The sequence below is a fragment of the Pseudomonas sp. H1_D04 genome (assembly GCF_054683855.1).
On record NZ_CP162826.1, the window covers coordinates 5,916,009 to 5,931,169 of the forward strand.

A 15,161-nucleotide genomic window follows, 5' to 3' on the forward strand; every position below is an offset into this window, starting at 1 on the left:
CCTCGCCCCCCTTACATCGTCGCGCCCGCCATCCGTTTGAGCGCCAGTACCATCAAGCCGGCGCCCAACCCCATCGCTGCCAGGAACAATGGGTACGACACCCACCACGGCGTACCCGCGGTCATCATGCTGAACTCCGACATACCGCCAATGCTGGCGATCAGGTTGAGCGGCAAGAACACCACGTTGATCAGCGTCAGCTTGCGCAACAGGTTGTTCATGCTGTTGTTCATCAGGTTGCCGCGCGCATCGATCAGCCCGGAAAACACGTTGGAATAGATCTCCGCCTGTTTGTAGCACTGGTGGTTCTCGATGATCAGGTCATCGATAAGGCCGAGAATTTCAGCACTGAAGTGCTCTTTTTCCCCATGGTTACGCAGCCGCGACAGCACGGCGCCGTTGCTGTGCAGCGCGTTGATGTAATAGATCAGGCTTTCGCTGAGGCTGAACATCTGCATCAGGTGATGATTGCTCATGGACGCGTTGAACTGCTGCTGCAACTCCCGTGCAACCAGCTTGATCACCTTGAGGTGGCCCAGGTAGTGGTGGATGTTGTTGAGCAACAGGTCGAGCAATACGTCCAGCGGCGTGTGCAACGGCCGGCGCTGGCCCAGGCCACTCAGTGGGGTTTCATCGGTGGCGATCACCAGCAGGCGGCCGGGTGAAAACAGCAGGCCGCACGACGCCACTTCGAACACCAGGTTGCCGCCACCGGAATAGTTCTCCGGGCGCTTCCAGATCAGGAACAGGTTGTCGGGGTGAAATTCGATGCGTGAGACTTCGTCCGGGTCGAGCGCCGACGCCAACGCGTGCTCGTCAAGCTTGTGGTGATCACGCAGCCACTCGCGCTCGGCCAGGTCGGGGTTGTTGAACAACAGGATCGGGGCCGCGTCGCTGTGCCCCGGACGTAACTTTCCACCGTTCAGTTCAAAGCGCTGGATCATCGCGCGTCACCACACCTGGCCCTGGCGTTTCAGCTCCAGGCGCCGCACAAACTCTTCCAGCACCAGGCTGTACAGGTCGTCCTGCAAGTAGGCATCTTCGATTCCAGCATCCAGGTTCGGGTTGTCGTTGACCTCGATCACCACCACCTTGTCGCCGGACTGCTTGAGGTCCACACCGTACAGGCCGTCGCCGATCAGGTTGGCGGTCTTCACCGCCAGTTCCACCACCGCCTTGGGCGCTTCATGGACGGCCAGGGTGCGGCATTCGCCGTTGATGGCCTGGCCGATGGCCTTGTGGTTATAGATCTGCCAGTGGCCCTTGGACATGAAGTACTGGCAAGCGAAGATCGGTTTGCGGTTGAGTACGCCGATGCGCCAGTCGTACTCGGTGTAGAAGAATTCCTGGGCCAACAGCAGCACCGAATGCTCGAACAACTCGGCGGTGGCCTTGAGCAAGGCCTCCTGGCTTTCGACCTTGATCACGCCACGGGAGAAACACCCGTCGGGAATCTTCAACACCAGCGGAAACCCGAGGCGCTCGCCGACCCGTTCGAAATCTTCCGGTCGCTCCTTGTAGAGAATCTCGGTGGCGGGCATGCCCAACTGATGGCTGTTGAGCAAGTCGGTGAGGTAGACCTTGTTGGTGCAGCGCAGGATCGACGCGGGGTCGTCCATCACCACCAGGCCTTCGCTTTCGGCTTTTTTGGCAAAGCGGTAGGTATGGTTGTCAACGCTGGTGGTCTCGCGGATCAGCAAGGCGTCGTATTCGGCCAGCCGCGCGTAGTCCTTGCGCTCGATCAGCTCCACATCGATGCCCAGGCCCTTGCCCACGCGGATGAAGTTCTCCAGGGCACGGGCGTTAGAGGGTGGCAGCTGCTCCTGTGGATCGTGCAGGATTGCCAGGTCATAACGGGCCAGGCGCCGCGAACGGGGTTGGCGCCAGATCTTGCGGCTGAAGTTATCAAGGGCATGGGCGAACTGATCTTCCTGATCGTCACGCAACTTGTGCAATACGCCGGATTTCACCCCTTCGATATGCCAACCGTTATTCTTTCTGAATTCAACCAAGAGGATCGGACACGGGAATGTTTCAAACAACTGGCGGGCCAATTCCTGCAACGGTTCTATATTGGTCCTGCCGAAATAAAGTGTCAGGGTAAACCCTTCGGTATTACTGTAGAGGTGATGACTCAAGGCTTTATCAAGGGTTTTATCCAGGTCATCCAGCGCCAGGCCGTACAGCGACTTCTTAGTCAGTTCGCTTATGGTACGCACCGAGGGAATCACCTTGTGTCCGCGCGCTTCGGCCAGCAACGAGCAGTAGTAGCCGTGCCCCAGGTACTTGTAGCTGCGGCACAGATTGATCACCTGTACACGCTTGCCAGTCTCGTTTTGCCGTGTTTGCTCAAGGTATTCCTGGGCGGTGACGATGTCTTCGCTGGGAAAGTAGGAGGCCCAATCTTCCTTGCGCTCAACAATAATCACCACTTGACTGTTACTTCGAGGCGACGCAGAAAAAAGCCCTTCGAAGTTATTGTCGCCGCGACAATTTGCTCGGATACTTCACGCCAATGACCTTGTACCGCCGACATAATATTTGATCCGCTTTAGAGAACTCGACCTTTTCTATTAAGCACGATCTTTTAGGGAAGTCCCGTTTCGTTACGCAACTTTTACGGCGGTTATATGGCTCTTTTCTCTCGCGTTGCATTACCCGGTGATGTACCGGCATTGGTCGCATTGGAACAACAGTGTTTCACCAGTGATCGGCTCTCATCGCGCAGTTTTCACTGGATGATCAGCCGCGCCCACGGCCAGTTGCTGGTAGCGGAACAGGACGGGCAGTTGCTCGGTTATGCGCTAGTGCTGTTTCGTCGTGGCAGCGCGTTCGCACGCTTGTATTCCATCGCCATTGCCGCCCACGCACGCGGCCTCGGGCTGGGCAGGCAGTTGCTCAGCCATGTCGAGGCCTGCGGGGTGACGCACGGGTGCGCGCACCTGCGCCTGGAGGTGCGCACCGACAACCCCGGCGCCCTGGCGCTGTATGAGCGCAATGGCTACCGGCGCTTCGCCCAGGTCAACGACTACTACGCAGACCACACCCCGGCCCTGCGCCTGGAAAAAACCTTGGTCAGGCCACCTGCTTGATCCCGGCCTTGGCTTCCAGCTCACGCACCAGCGGCAGTACGCGTTTGCCGAAGTACTCCACTTCTTCCTGGAAGTGCAGGAAGCCCGCCAGCACCAGGTCCACGCCTACGGCCTTGAGTGCAACGATGCGCTCGGCGATCTGCTGCGGAGTGCCGATCAGGTTGGTCTTGAAGCCATCGTTGTACTGCACCAGGTCTTCAAAGCTGGACTTGGCCCAGTTGCCCTCGCCTTCGGGTGACGCCTTGCCTGCTTGCTTGGCCGCGTCGCCAAAGGCATTCACGGCTTCCGGGTCGGCCTTGTCGATGATCTCTGCGAGTACGGCGCGGGCTTCTTCCTCGGTGTCGCGGGCGATGATGAATGCATTCACGCCGACTTTGACCGAGTGGTTATTTGCGGCAGCCTTGGTGCGAATGTCATCGACCTGGGCCTTGATGCCTTCCGGGGTGTTGCCGTTGGTGAAATACCAATCCGACACCCGCGCCGCCATGTCCCGCGCGGCCCGTGAACTGCCGCCTTGGAACACTTCCGGCTGGCCCAGCGGCTTGGGTTTGAGGGTGTAGTTGTTGAAACGGTAGAAGTCGCCCTTGAAGGTAAAGTCGTCCTGGGTCCAGATGCCTTTGAGGGCGCGGATAAATTCCTCGGAACGGCGATAGCGCTCGTCGTGTTCCAGCCAGTGTTCGCCGATGGCCTGGAACTCGCCCTTGAACCAGCCACTGACGATGTTCACCGCAATGCGGCCGTTGGTGAGTTGGTCGATGGTCGCCAGTTGCTTGGCCGCCAGCGCCGGCTGCCAAGGGCCGGGAAGGATCGCGGCGATGACCTTGAGCTTGGTGGTCGCCGCCAGCAGCGCATGGCTGAACGCCACGGATTCATGCTGGTTCTCGGCGCCGTAGCCAGCGGTGAAGCGGATCTGGGTCAGGCCGTATTCGAAGCCGGCTTCTTCGGCCAATTGCGCCAATTTACGGTTGTAGTCGATGCCCCAGTGGGTGCGTTGTTCGATCTTACTGACCACCAGCCCACCGCTGACGTTGGGCACCCAATAGGCAAATTTCACGGCTTGCTGACTCATCGAACGGTACCTCGTGCAAAAGGGATGTGTCGAGGCTTGAGCAGCAAGCGTGCCAGTCAGTGGCAAAGGCCCATGCCATGGGCGTTGCGCCCAAAAAAACGCCCCCGGCGGGCGTGCACGCACATGTCATGGATCACGCCGGTTTGTCGGAATGCTGTTGCTGGAGCAACAGTAATCAACGCAAATCCCCCGTAAACATTGGGCCACGAACCCGGCACGGACTGTGCAATCCCCCTTGCATTGACCACTGCCCCGGAGCCTTGCCCATGACCGAACATCACGTCATTAACCCGCTGTCCATCGGCGTCGATTACCCCACCTTGGCCGCGCGCTTCCGGCCGATCTTCCAGCGCATCGCCGACGGTGCGGTGCAGCGCGAACTCAGCCGTACCCTGCCCCATGAGCCGATCCAATGGCTCAAGGAGGCCGGTTTCGGCGCGGTGCGCGTACCGGTGGAATATGGCGGTGGCGGTGCTTCGCTGCCACAACTGTTCGAACTGCTGATCGAACTGGCCGAAGCCGACTCCAACGTACCCCAGGCCCTGCGCGGGCATTTCGCCTTTGCAGAGGACCGCCTGAACGCGCCGCCGAGTGCCGGCCGCGACCTGTGGTTCAAGCGGTTTGTCGACGGCGATATCGTCGGCTGCGCCTGGACTGAAATCGGCAACGTGGCCATCGGTGATGTGGTCACCCAGGTCAGCCCCGACGGCGATAAGTGGAAGCTCAACGGTGAAAAGTTCTACAGCACCGGCAGCATTTTCTCTGACTGGATCGATGTGTACGCCCAACGCAGCGACACCGGCGGCGATGTGATCGCTGCGACCCGTGCACGCCAGCCTGGCGTGGTGCACAGCGACGATTGGGACGGCTTTGGCCAGCGCACCACCGGCAGCGGCACCTCGCGCTTTACCGATGCTGAAGTCGAGGCGGATAACGTCATCGACTTTGCCACCCGTTTCAAATACCAGACCGCGTTCTACCAACTTGTCCTGCTGGCCAGCCTCGCCGGTATCGGCCGTGCGGCGTTGCGCGATGTGGCCCACCAGGTGCGCAGCCGCAAGCGCATCTACAGCCACGGCAATGCCCAGCATGTGAGCCAGGATGCACAGATTCAACAGGTGGTGGGCGAAGTCGCGGCGCTGGTGTATGCCGCTGAGGCCAGCGCGTTAAGGGCGACATTGCCAGCGCAACGGGCTTACGTGGCGCGGTTTGGCGGGGATGACGCCGTGGAGCGCGAAGCCAACGTCGCCGCCGAAATTGAATCGGCCACGGCGCAGGTGGTGGTGTCGGAGTTGATCCAGCGGGCTACCAGCGAGTTGTTCAACGCACTGGGGGCGTCGGACGTGCGCCAGGGGAAAGCCCTTGATCGGCATTGGCGCAATGCGCGGACTGTGTCGTCCCACAACCCGGTGATCTACAAGGCGCGGATCGTGGGGGACTGGGTGATCAATGGCACCGAGCCGCCGTTTGTGTGGCAGATCGGTAATGGCCCGGCGAAAGCCTGAGGCTGAGCGGGGTCAAAACTGTGGGAGGGGGCTTGCCCCCGATGGCAGTGGGTCAGTCACTGTATTCAAAAACTGACCCACCGCTATCGGGGGCAAGCCCCTCCCACATTGGATACTGCGCACGCCTCAGAAGGCCAGTTTGTAACCAACCGCCATCAGCATGATCGCCAGGCACGGGCGAAGCACGCCGTCCGGGATCTTGCCGGTCATGTGGCTGCCGAAGTAAATGCCCGGCAACGAACCCATCAGCAGAAAGCCCAGCAGGTGCCAGTCCATATTGCCCATGCCAGCATGGCCTAGGCCTGCCACCAGGGTAAGGGGCACGGCGTGAGCAATCTCGGTGCCGACCAGGCGGCGCGTGGCCAGGAATGGATACAGGATAAACAGCGCCACAGTGCCCAGGGCGCCGGCGCCGATTGAGGTCAGGGCGACCATGGTGCCGAGGATGGCGCCGGTGACAACGGTCAAGCCGTTCAGGTTGCGCGGGTTCATGTGGTAGCTGTCGCCCGCGTGACGCTGGGCGAAGGCCAGCAGGCGTTGCTTGAACAGGATCGCCAGGGCCGTCAACAGCAACACGACGCCGAGGGCTTGCTTGATGACCGCGTTCATCGCCGTAGGATCGGTATGCAAGGTGGCGAGAAACCACAGGGTCAGCAGCACCGCAGGCACACTGCCCAGGGTCAACCAGCCGGTGATGGTCCAATCGATGTTCTTGTTCTTGCTGTGTACCAGCACGCCACCGGACTTGGTGATGGCCGCGTACAACAGGTCAGTGCCCACAGCCGTGGCCGGGTTGATGCCGAACCACAACAGGATCGGGGTCATCAAAGAGCCCCCGCCGACACCGGTCATGCCCACGATAAAACCTACGATCAGGCCGGCAATTACGAAACCAAAGTTACCCACTTCCATTACAGCTACCCGCGGCCTTATAAATTTCTGGCGGCAGGATAGCGATTTTTCTTATAACGACTTATACCAATATGATCTGACTTTAGATCTTTTTCGCTTAATGCAATTTTTTTTGCCGATCACTGCATCCAGTTGGCGTGCCCATGGGTAGTCCTTGCAGCAACCCTGCTGTTTCATCTAACGGAGAAACACCCATGAACGCTAAAGCCCTGCTCTGCCTCACCGGTTTGCTCGTTGCCAGCCCCGCCGCCTTTGCCCAGGCCGGTTTGCCGGACAGCATTAAAGTGCCGGACGGCCACAAGGTGGCGATGGAAACCACCGGTGTCGGCGAAATCACCTACGAGTGCCGCGACAAAGCCAACGCCGCTGGCCAGACCGAATGGACTTTCGTCGGCCCCAAGGCGGTGCTCAATGATCGCAGCGGCAAGCAGGTCGGCACCTACTTCGGCCCACCCGCCACTTGGCAGGCCAAGGACGGTTCGAAAATCACCGGCACCCAGCTGGCCGTGGCGCCATCGAGCCCGGGCAACTTGCCATATCAACTGGTCAAGGCCAACCCGGCCGAAGGCAAGGGCGCGATGAGTGGCGTGAGTTACATCCAACGGGTCGCCCTTAAAGGCGGTGTAGCGCCGAGCACTGAATGCACGGTCGCCAACAAGGGCAAACAGGAAGTGGTGAAGTACCAGGCCGACTACATCTTCTGGGCGGCCAACTGATCAAACTGCGCTACGCTGCCTGTGGCGAGCATGCTCGCCACAGGGGTTCAGCCATTTGAGGGATGTGCGTGTTTGATTACGAAGCCTGTCTGCTGGCCTGTGCCCGTGGCGACCAACGCGCCTTGCGCCGACTGTATGAGCAGGACAGCAGCCACTTGCTCGGCGTAGCCCTGCGTATCGTGCGTGACCGGGCGCTGGCCGAAGATATCGTGCATGACGCGTTTATCAAGATCTGGCGCGGCGCCGGCAGTTTCGACCCCAGCCGTGGTTCGGCGCGGGGTTGGGTGTTCAGCGTGACCCGACACTTGGCGCTCAACGTGGTGCGCAACCAATACCGTGAGGTGCCGCTGGACGACGAACACGAGCACGTCACCGCGCCCACCGACACCTTTGAGTTTTCCGCGCGTTCCGGGCAGATCCACACCTGCCTGGAGCAGCTCGATCCGGCCCGCCGCACGTGCATCCTGCATGCGTATGTCGACGGCTATTCCCATAGCGAAATCGCTTCGAGGTTGGACACCCCCCTGGGGACCGTCAAAGCCTGGATCAAACGTAGCCTCGCCGCGCTGCGGGAGTGCATGGCATGAACAACCCCTTGGACGAACTGGCCAGCGAATACGTGCTGGGCACCCTGCCCGCCGAACAACGGGCCGACGTGGAACAACGCCTGCCCCACGATGCCGAGTTACGCGCGGCGGTGGATGCCTGGGAACAGCGCCTGCTGCCCCTGACCGCGTTGGCCGAGCCGGTGTTGCCCTCGGCGCAGTTATGGCGGCGCATCGAACGTAACACCGCGACCCCGGACGCCGACGTACCGTGGTGGAACCTGCTGGCCTTGTGGCGCGGCCTGGCCGGTGCCGGGCTGGCGGCGAGCGTGGTGCTGGGGACGTTATTACTGACCCGCCCGCCTATCGCGGACCCCGCCTTTGTGGTGGTGCTGGTGGCCCCCCAAAGCCAGGCGCCCGGCTGGGTGATCCAGGCCAGCAACAATCAGCAGATTCAGTTGATCCCGTTGGGCGTGATGGAAGTCCCAGCGGACAAGGCGCTGCAGTTCTGGACCAAGGGTGATGGCTGGCAAGCCCCGGTGTCCCTGGGGCTGGTCAAGCCGGGGCAAACCCTGTCGCTGCCGCTGGACAGGCTGCCGCCGCTGTCGCCTAACCAATTGTTCGAACTGACCCTGGAAGACCCGAACGGCTCGCCGACCGGCAAACCCACCGGGCCGATCCAGGCCATCGGCCGCGCGGTCAAGGTGCTCTGATCAACCGAGGCTGGGCAGCCACACGCGAAACCGCGCGCCACCCAACGGCGACGCCTGGGCGGTCAACGTCCCGCCCTGGGCTTCCAGGGCGCGGCGGCTGATCGCAAGACCCAGGCCGAAGCCGCCGGTGCTGCGGTCGCGGCTGCGGTCGAGGCGATAGAACGGTTCGAAGATACGTTCACGCTGGTCCAGCGGGATGCCGATGCCATCGTCATCCACCCAGATTTCACAGCCCTTGGGACACACCTTGCCCCCCACCTGGATGCGCTTGTCGCAGTAACGCGTGGCGTTGCGCAGCAGGTTCTGCAAGGCACGGGCGGTGAGGCGCGGGTCGAGGCTGAAGCGTTCTACAGCGCAATCAAGCACCACGTCGATGACGATCTCGGGGTTTTCCAGCTCGTCGTCGACGCTGCCCAGCACGCTGTCGATAAACTCATCGAGCACCACCTCGACCCGCTCCGGCAATTGCGCCGGGTTTTGCAGGCGGCTGTAGGAGAGCAACTCCAGCACCAATTCATCCAGCTCACGAATATGCGCCACAAGGCCGTGCAGACGTTCGCGACTGGCCTCGGGCAAGTCTTCGGACAGCGCCAGGGCCAGGCCGAAATCCAGGCGCGTCAACGGCGTGCGCAGTTCATGGGAGACGGCGTTGAGCAGGTCTCGCTGTTGGTTGAGCAGGTGTTCGATGTCGTCGGCCATGGTGTCGAACACCGCCGCCAGGCTGCCGATGTTGGAGCTGGGCGGAATACGGGTGCGCTCGGCCAGGTTGCCCTTGCCGAGTTGAGCGGCGGTGCTTTTCAGGCGTTCCAGATCACGCCAGTGCGGGCGCAGCCAGAACAGCAGGCAGGCGAGCAACGCCGCGCCGATCAGCACATTCATCGACCAGTACAGCAGGTTCATGTCCAGCGGGTCTGGCGGGATGGTCAGCTTGACCACGAACTGCTGGTTGAGCGGCGAGCTGATCTCTTCCATCCAGCCCCATTCTCCCAGGCGAATCACCGGCTTGCCCTGCTCCAGCAGCTTGGCTTCTTGCGGGGTATAGCTAGCGTCCTGACGCAGCAGCAGTTGCACTTTGAGCGGCGCAAAGTCGCGGCCCAGTTGCTCGGTGACCTGGGACCAACGCTCCACCGGCGCACGCAGGTATTGCTTGACGATGAGGGTTTGCTGGCCACGGGACTGCTCAATGTTGTAATCCAGGTAACGGTGTTCGAACAGCTGAATGACCAGTTTGGGAATCAGGTAAATCGCCGCACTGTAGGTGACGATGGTGATCAGGTAGAGGCGCAGCAGTACACGAAACATGGCTCAGCATTCCCACTCGGAACGGCTGAACAGGTAGCCCTTGCCCCACACGGTCTTGATCTTGCGCGCCTCGCCGGCATGGTCGTCGAACTTGCGGCGCAGCTTGGAGATGGCCACGTCTACCGAGCGATCGGTGCCGTTGAACTCGATCCCGCGCAGGCGTTGCAGGATCTGGTCGCGGCTGAGCACTTCACCGGCATGCCGCGCCAACACCACCAGCAGGTTGTATTCGCCGCTGGACAGCTCCACCGGCTGCTCACGCCACACCACGGTGCGCTCCGACAGGTCGATGCACAGGTTGCCCATGTGGATCTGATCGTTGGCCACCTGGGGCTCCGACAAACTGCTGCGCCGCAGCAAGGTGCGCACGCGGGCCAATAGCACGCGCGGCTCGCAGGGTTTGGTCACATAGTCGTCGGCGCCCATTTCCAGACCCAACACCTGGTCGTGGCTGTCGTCGCGAGCGGTGAGCATCAGGATCGGCAGCCCTGCCGAATCGGCGCGCAGCAGGCGGCACACTTGCAGGCCGTCGAGCCCCGGCAGCATGAGGTCGAGGATCACCAAGTCCGGCGGATTGAGGCGTGCGCGTTCCCGTACGTGGTCGCCACGGCTGAGCACACTGACGTGATAGCCATTGCGCTCCAGGTAGCTGGCAATCAGCTCCGAGAGTGCGGCGTCGTCTTCCACCAGGAGGATGTTGGGCATGAAGGTGTTTCCAAAAAATACAGTGATAGGTCGTACACAAATCCAATGTGGGAGGAGGCTTGCCTCCGTTGGCGGTGCTTCAGATGCAGAGTCGTTGACTGATTCACCGCCACCGGGGGCAAGCCCCCTCCCACATTGGATCGTCAGTTTTTGCAAGGTTGTGCAAGGATATACGCCCTCGGCGCCCCGCGCGCCGCACCTTACATTTCTTCACAGACCACCTACACAGCTTCACAGCACCGCGGCGCAGGTGAACTTAGGATGCGCCAGTCACTATTGGGATAAGAGCATGTCGAAGAATCTGTTTGCGCCGTTTTGCCTGTTGGCCCTGACGCTGGCCCTGAGTGCTTGCGACAAATCAGCCGCTGAAGCGCCGGAAATGCCCCTGGCCAAAGTGCGCATCGAAACCCTTGAGGCCAAGCCTCTGTCCATCACCAGCGAGCTGAGCGGACGCATCGCCGCGCCGCGTGTTGCCGAAGTACGCGCCCGGGTGGCCGGCGTGGTGATGCAGCGGGTATTCAAGGAAGGCCACGACGTCAAACAGGGCGACGTGCTGTTTCGCATCGACCCGGCCCCGTTCAAGGCCGATCTCGACAGCGCCCAGGCCAACCTGAGCAAGGCCCAAGCCAACGCGTTCCAGGCGCGCCTGCAAGAGCAGCGCTACAGCCAATTGGTGGAAGGCAACGCCATCAGCGGCCAGGACTACGACAACGCCCGCGCCAACCTGCGCCAGACCAACGCCGAAGTCGCCGCCAATAAAGCCGCCGTCGAACGCGCCAAGTTGAACCTGGGATATGCCACTGTGACGGCCCCAATTTCCGGGCGTATTGGCCGGGCGCTGGTGACCGAAGGTGCACTGGTCGGCCAGAACGAGGCCACGCCCCTGGCGATCATCCAGCAACTGGACCCGATTCACGCTGACCTCACTCAATCCACCCGCGAACTGAACGACCTGCGCCGCGCCTTCCGCGCCGGCAGCTTGAGCAGGTCGGTCAGGACCAGGCCAAGGCCACGCTGATCCAGGACGACGGCAGCCTGTATCCGCTGCCGGGCAAATTGCTCTTCGCCGACATCAGCGTCGACCCCGGCACCGGGCAGATCATTCTGCGCAGCGAGTTCCCCAACCCGGACCTCGACCTGTTGCCCGGCAGCTTCGTGCGAGTGCGCCTGGAGCAAGCGGTCGACAAACAAGGCATCAGCGTGCCGCAACGCGCTATCAGCCGTGACAGTGCTGGTATCCCGATGGTGCTGCTGGTGGATGCCGAGCAGACCGTCAGCCAGCAACCGGTGCAATTGGGTGCGGTGATCGACGATCGCTGGATCGTCAGCAGCGGCCTCAAGCCCGGTGATCGCATCGTCGTCGAAGGCCTGCAACACGCGCGCCCCGGTGAAAAAGTCCAGGTAGACGACAGCCCGACGCCACTCGCTCAGGCTTCCGGCCAATAAGGATTATTCGACCATGCCGCAGTTCTTTATTGACCGCCCGATCTTCGCGTGGGTGGTTGCCCTGTTTATCCTCCTGGCCGGTTTACTGGCCATCCCGCAGTTGCCGGTGGCCCAGTACCCCAACGTGGCGCCGCCGAAAGTCGAGATCTACGCGGTGTACCCTGGCGCCTCGGCCCAGACCCTGGATGAAAGTGTGGTCAGCCTGATCGAGCAGGAGCTTAACGGCGCCGATCACTTGCTGTACTTCGAATCCCAGAGCAGCCTGGGTTCGGCCACCATCACTGCCACCTTCCAACCCGGCACCGACCCGGAAATGGCCCAGGTCGATGTGCAGAACAGGCTCAAGGCCGTGGAGCCACGCCTGCCCCAGGCGGTGACGCAGCAAGGCTTGCAGGTAGAAAAAGTCTCCGCGGGTTTCCTGCTGCTGGTGACCTTGACCTCCAGTGACGGCAAGCTCGATGACGTAGCGCTCAGCGATTACCTCGCGCGCAACGTAATGAACGAACTCAAGCGCCTGGACGGCGTGGGCAAGGCGCAGTTGTACGGCGCCGAACGGGCCATGCGCATCTGGATCGACCCGCAGAAGCTGATCGGTTTCAACCTGACCCCGGCCGACGTCAACAACGCGATCAGCGCGCAGAACGCCCAGGTTTCCGCTGGCAGTATTGGTGATCTGCCGGGCACCAAGACCCAGGAAATCACGGCGGCTATCCTGGTCAAGGGCCAGCTTTCCACCCCGGCGGAGTTCGCCGACATCGTGCTCAAGGCCAATCCGGACGGTTCCACCGTTCGCGTCGGCGACGTGGCGCGGGTAGAAATCGGCAGCCAGGAATACCAGTTTTCCACGCGCCTGAACGGCAAGCCATCCACCGCCGTCAGCGTGCAACTGGCGCCCGGTGCCAACGCGCTGAACACCGCGACCCTGGTGCGGGCGAAGATGGATGAGCTGTCACGCTACTTCCCGGCCAATGTGGAATACAAGATTCCGTACGACACCTCGCCCTTCGTCAAAGTCTCGATCACCAAGGTGGTCTACACCTTGCTGGAGGCCATGGCGCTGGTGTTTGCAGTGATGTTCCTGTTCCTGCAGAACGTGCGCTACACGCTGATCCCTACCCTGGTGGTACCGATTGCGCTGATGGGCACCTTTGCCACGATGCTGTTGCTGGGTTTCTCGATCAACGTGCTGACGATGTTCGGCATGGTGCTGGCCATCGGCATTTTAGTGGACGATGCGATTGTGGTGGTGGAGAACGTCGAACGGATCATGGTCACCGAGGGCCTCTCGCCCAAGGACGCGACGAAGAAAGCCATGGGCCAAATCACCGGCGCCATCGTCGGCATTACCTTGGTGCTGGTGGCGGTGTTCCTGCCGATGGCGTTCATGGCGGGCTCAGTGGGGGTGATTTACCAGCAGTTCTCACTGTCGATGGCCACTTCGATCCTGTTCTCGGCATTCCTCGCCCTGACCTTGACCCCGGCCTTGTGCGCCACCCTGCTCAAGCCGATAGGCAAGGGCGAGCACCATGCCAAGGGCGGTTTCTTCGGCTGGTTCAACAAACGCTTCGAGCAACTCACCGACCGCTATGAAGGCTGGGTGGCCTATGCCCTCAAGCGCAGCGGCCGCTACCTGCTGATCTACCTGGTGCTGCTGATGGGCCTGGGCCTGATGTTCATGCGCCTGCCCGCCTCGTTCCTGCCGGTGGAAGACCAGGGCTACACCATCACCGATATTCAGCTGCCGCCGGGCGCGAGCAAAAACCGCACGGTGCAGGTCGCCGAGCAGATCGAAGCGCACAACGCCGAGGAGCCTGGGGTGGGTGACACCACCATGATCATGGGCTTCAGCTTCTCCGGTTCGGGGCAGAACGCCGCGTTGGCGTTTACCACCTTGAAGGATTGGTCCGAGCGCAGCAGCGAGGATTCGGCCGCATCGATTGCTGAGCGCGCCAATATGGCGTTCAGCGAATTGAAAGACGCGATTGCGTACTCAGTGCTGCCACCACCAGTGGACGGCCTGGGCACGTCCAGCGGTTTCGAGTTCCGCCTGCAGGACCGCGGTGGCGTCGGCCATGCCGCGTTGATGGCAGCGCGCACCGAGTTGCTGGCGGCAGCCGAGAAAAGCCCGATCCTGGCCAACGTGCGCGAAAGCGCCCTGGCCGAAGCGCCGCAAGTGCAGCTGGAAGTGGACCGTAAGCAAGCCAACGCCTTGGGCGTGTCGTTTGCGGATGTGGGTAATGTGCTGTCGTCGGCGATTGGCTCGGCCTACGTCAACGACTTCCCCAACCAGGGCCGCATGCAGCGCGTGGTGGTGCAAGCCGAAGGCGACCAGCGCAGCCAGGTGGCGGACCTGATGAAAATCAACGTGCGTAATAACGCCGGGAAAATGGTGCCGCTGTCGGCATTTGTCGAAGCCAAATGGACCCAAGGCCCGGCGCAACTGACGCGGTATAACGGCTACCCTGCCATCGCCATTTCCGGCGAGGCGGCCCCCGGGCACAGTACCGGCGAGGCGATGGAGGAAATCCAGCGCCTGGTCAGCCAACTGCCAGCGGGCCTGGGTCAGGAATGGACCGGGCTGTCGTTGCAGGAACGCTTGTCCGGCGCACAGGCACCGATCCTGCTGGGCCTGTCGCTGCTGATCGTGTTCCTGTGCCTGGCCGCGCTGTATGAAAGCTGGTCGATCCCGACCTCGGTGTTGCTGGTGGTGCCACTGGGCGTGCTCGGCGCAGTACTGGCGGTAACCTTGCGCGGTATGCCCAACGATGTGTTTTTCAAGGTCGGCTTGATCACCATCATCGGCCTGTCGGCGAAGAACGCGATTTTGATCATCGAGTTCGCCAAGGACCTGTATGACCAGGGTGAAGACCTGATCGAAGCCACGTTGAAGGCTGCGCGCTTGCGCCTGCGGCCGATCATCATGACCTCGCTGGCGTTTATTCTCGGCGTGGTGCCATTGGCGATTGCCACCGGGGCCAGTTCGGCAAGCCAGCAGGCGATTGGTACGGGCGTGATTGGCGGGATGATTACCGCGACGTTGGCGGTGGTGTTCGTGCCGGTGTTCTTTGTGGTGGTGATGACGCTGGTGCGCAAAAAGCGCTGATGCGAACAGCCGGCGGGTTGTAGCGAGCAACCCGCTCGCTACAAAAAATGCGC

Annotated in this window: 11 protein-coding genes and 2 pseudogenes; 7 read left to right on the forward strand and 6 right to left on the reverse strand. The window is 61.6% G+C overall.

Going from position 1 to position 15,161, the window contains the following annotated elements; all coding sequences use genetic code 11:
* Positions 1–11: 11 nt before the first annotated feature.
* A complete protein-coding gene (locus AB4N82_RS27475) occupies positions 12–944 on the reverse strand; it encodes a magnesium transporter CorA family protein (protein WP_032886884.1) in 933 nt (310 codons plus the stop codon).
* A 6-nt stretch (positions 945–950) separates the two neighbouring features.
* Complete coding sequence (locus tag AB4N82_RS27480; RefSeq protein ID WP_460105182.1) at positions 951–2,429, reverse strand: RimK family protein; 1,479 nt, start codon at positions 2,427–2,429, stop codon at positions 951–953.
* A 201-nt stretch (positions 2,430–2,630) separates the two neighbouring features.
* On the opposite strand from AB4N82_RS27480, the pseudogene AB4N82_RS27485 reads away from it, so the two are divergent.
* A pseudogene (locus AB4N82_RS27485) lies at positions 2,631–3,080 on the forward strand (GNAT family N-acetyltransferase); the annotation flags it as partial.
* On the opposite strand, the gene sfnG reads toward AB4N82_RS27485, so the two are convergent.
* Positions 3,076–4,161, reverse strand: coding sequence for a dimethylsulfone monooxygenase SfnG (gene sfnG, locus AB4N82_RS27490; RefSeq protein ID WP_032886892.1), 1,086 nt, complete (start codon positions 4,159–4,161; stop codon positions 3,076–3,078). The pseudogene AB4N82_RS27485 and the gene sfnG overlap by 5 nt on opposite strands.
* Positions 4,162–4,427: 266 nt before the next feature.
* Between sfnG and AB4N82_RS27495 the strand changes: the two genes are divergently transcribed.
* Positions 4,428–5,666, forward strand: coding sequence for an acyl-CoA dehydrogenase family protein (locus tag AB4N82_RS27495; RefSeq protein WP_099602885.1), 1,239 nt, complete (start codon positions 4,428–4,430; stop codon positions 5,664–5,666).
* Positions 5,667–5,792: 126 nt separating this feature from the next.
* Here the strand turns inward: AB4N82_RS27495 and AB4N82_RS27500 are convergent, their stop codons facing one another.
* Positions 5,793–6,578 carry a sulfite exporter TauE/SafE family protein gene (locus AB4N82_RS27500; RefSeq protein ID WP_032886896.1) on the reverse strand — a complete coding sequence of 262 codons (786 nt, stop codon included), beginning with the start codon at positions 6,576–6,578 and terminating at the stop codon, positions 5,793–5,795.
* 194 nt (positions 6,579–6,772) lie between these two features.
* On the opposite strand from AB4N82_RS27500, the gene AB4N82_RS27505 reads away from it, so the two are divergent.
* From AB4N82_RS27505 to AB4N82_RS27515, 3 genes are all read left to right on the forward strand, one after another.
* Positions 6,773–7,294: a DUF3455 domain-containing protein gene (locus tag AB4N82_RS27505; RefSeq protein WP_032886898.1), complete on the forward strand. Its 522-nt coding sequence runs from the start codon at positions 6,773–6,775 to the stop codon at positions 7,292–7,294.
* Between the two features lie 62 nt (positions 7,295–7,356).
* Positions 7,357–7,881, forward strand: a complete 525-nt coding sequence (locus AB4N82_RS27510) for a sigma-70 family RNA polymerase sigma factor (protein ID WP_095185881.1) — start codon at positions 7,357–7,359, stop codon at positions 7,879–7,881.
* Complete coding sequence (locus tag AB4N82_RS27515) at positions 7,878–8,552, forward strand: anti-sigma factor (protein ID WP_122764280.1); 675 nt, start codon at positions 7,878–7,880, stop codon at positions 8,550–8,552. Before AB4N82_RS27510 ends, AB4N82_RS27515 begins: the two co-directional genes overlap by 4 nt.
* Here AB4N82_RS27515 and AB4N82_RS27520 read toward each other — a convergent pair whose 3' ends face one another.
* Positions 8,553–9,854, reverse strand: a complete 1,302-nt coding sequence (locus AB4N82_RS27520; protein WP_122764281.1) for an ATP-binding protein — start codon at positions 9,852–9,854, stop codon at positions 8,553–8,555. It lies immediately after the preceding gene.
* Between the two features lie 3 nt (positions 9,855–9,857).
* Positions 9,858–10,559 carry a response regulator gene (locus tag AB4N82_RS27525; RefSeq protein ID WP_032886904.1) on the reverse strand — a complete coding sequence of 234 codons (702 nt, stop codon included), beginning with the start codon at positions 10,557–10,559 and terminating at the stop codon, positions 9,858–9,860.
* A gap of 289 nt (positions 10,560–10,848) precedes the next feature.
* Between AB4N82_RS27525 and AB4N82_RS27530 the strand changes: the two are divergent.
* Positions 10,849–12,005 (forward strand): annotated as a pseudogene (locus AB4N82_RS27530) (efflux RND transporter periplasmic adaptor subunit).
* 13 nt (positions 12,006–12,018) lie between these two features.
* Positions 12,019–15,108 (forward strand): multidrug efflux RND transporter permease subunit, encoded by a 3,090-nt coding sequence (locus tag AB4N82_RS27535; protein ID WP_122764282.1) that lies wholly within the window; start codon positions 12,019–12,021, stop codon positions 15,106–15,108.
* Positions 15,109–15,161: the final 53 nt, after the last annotated feature.

Bases quoted from the DNA above. Each gene is read 5' to 3' on its own strand.
- AB4N82_RS27535 (WP_122764282.1), top strand. From the start codon at position 12,019: ATGCCGCAGTTCTTTATTGACCGCCCGATCTTCGCGTGGGTGGTTGCC.
- AB4N82_RS27495 (WP_099602885.1), top strand. From the start codon at position 4,428: ATGACCGAACATCACGTCATTAACCCGCTGTCCATCGGCGTCGATTAC.
- sfnG (WP_032886892.1), bottom strand. From the start codon at position 4,161: ATGAGTCAGCAAGCCGTGAAATTTGCCTATTGGGTGCCCAACGTCAGC.
- AB4N82_RS27510 (WP_095185881.1), top strand. From the start codon at position 7,357: ATGTGCGTGTTTGATTACGAAGCCTGTCTGCTGGCCTGTGCCCGTGGC.
- AB4N82_RS27500 (WP_032886896.1), bottom strand. From the start codon at position 6,578: ATGGAAGTGGGTAACTTTGGTTTCGTAATTGCCGGCCTGATCGTAGGT.
- AB4N82_RS27520 (WP_122764281.1), bottom strand. From the start codon at position 9,854: ATGTTTCGTGTACTGCTGCGCCTCTACCTGATCACCATCGTCACCTAC.
- AB4N82_RS27515 (WP_122764280.1), top strand. From the start codon at position 7,878: ATGAACAACCCCTTGGACGAACTGGCCAGCGAATACGTGCTGGGCACC.
- AB4N82_RS27475 (WP_032886884.1), bottom strand. From the start codon at position 944: ATGATCCAGCGCTTTGAACTGAACGGTGGAAAGTTACGTCCGGGGCAC.
- AB4N82_RS27525 (WP_032886904.1), bottom strand. From the start codon at position 10,559: ATGCCCAACATCCTCCTGGTGGAAGACGACGCCGCACTCTCGGAGCTG.
- AB4N82_RS27505 (WP_032886898.1), top strand. From the start codon at position 6,773: ATGAACGCTAAAGCCCTGCTCTGCCTCACCGGTTTGCTCGTTGCCAGC.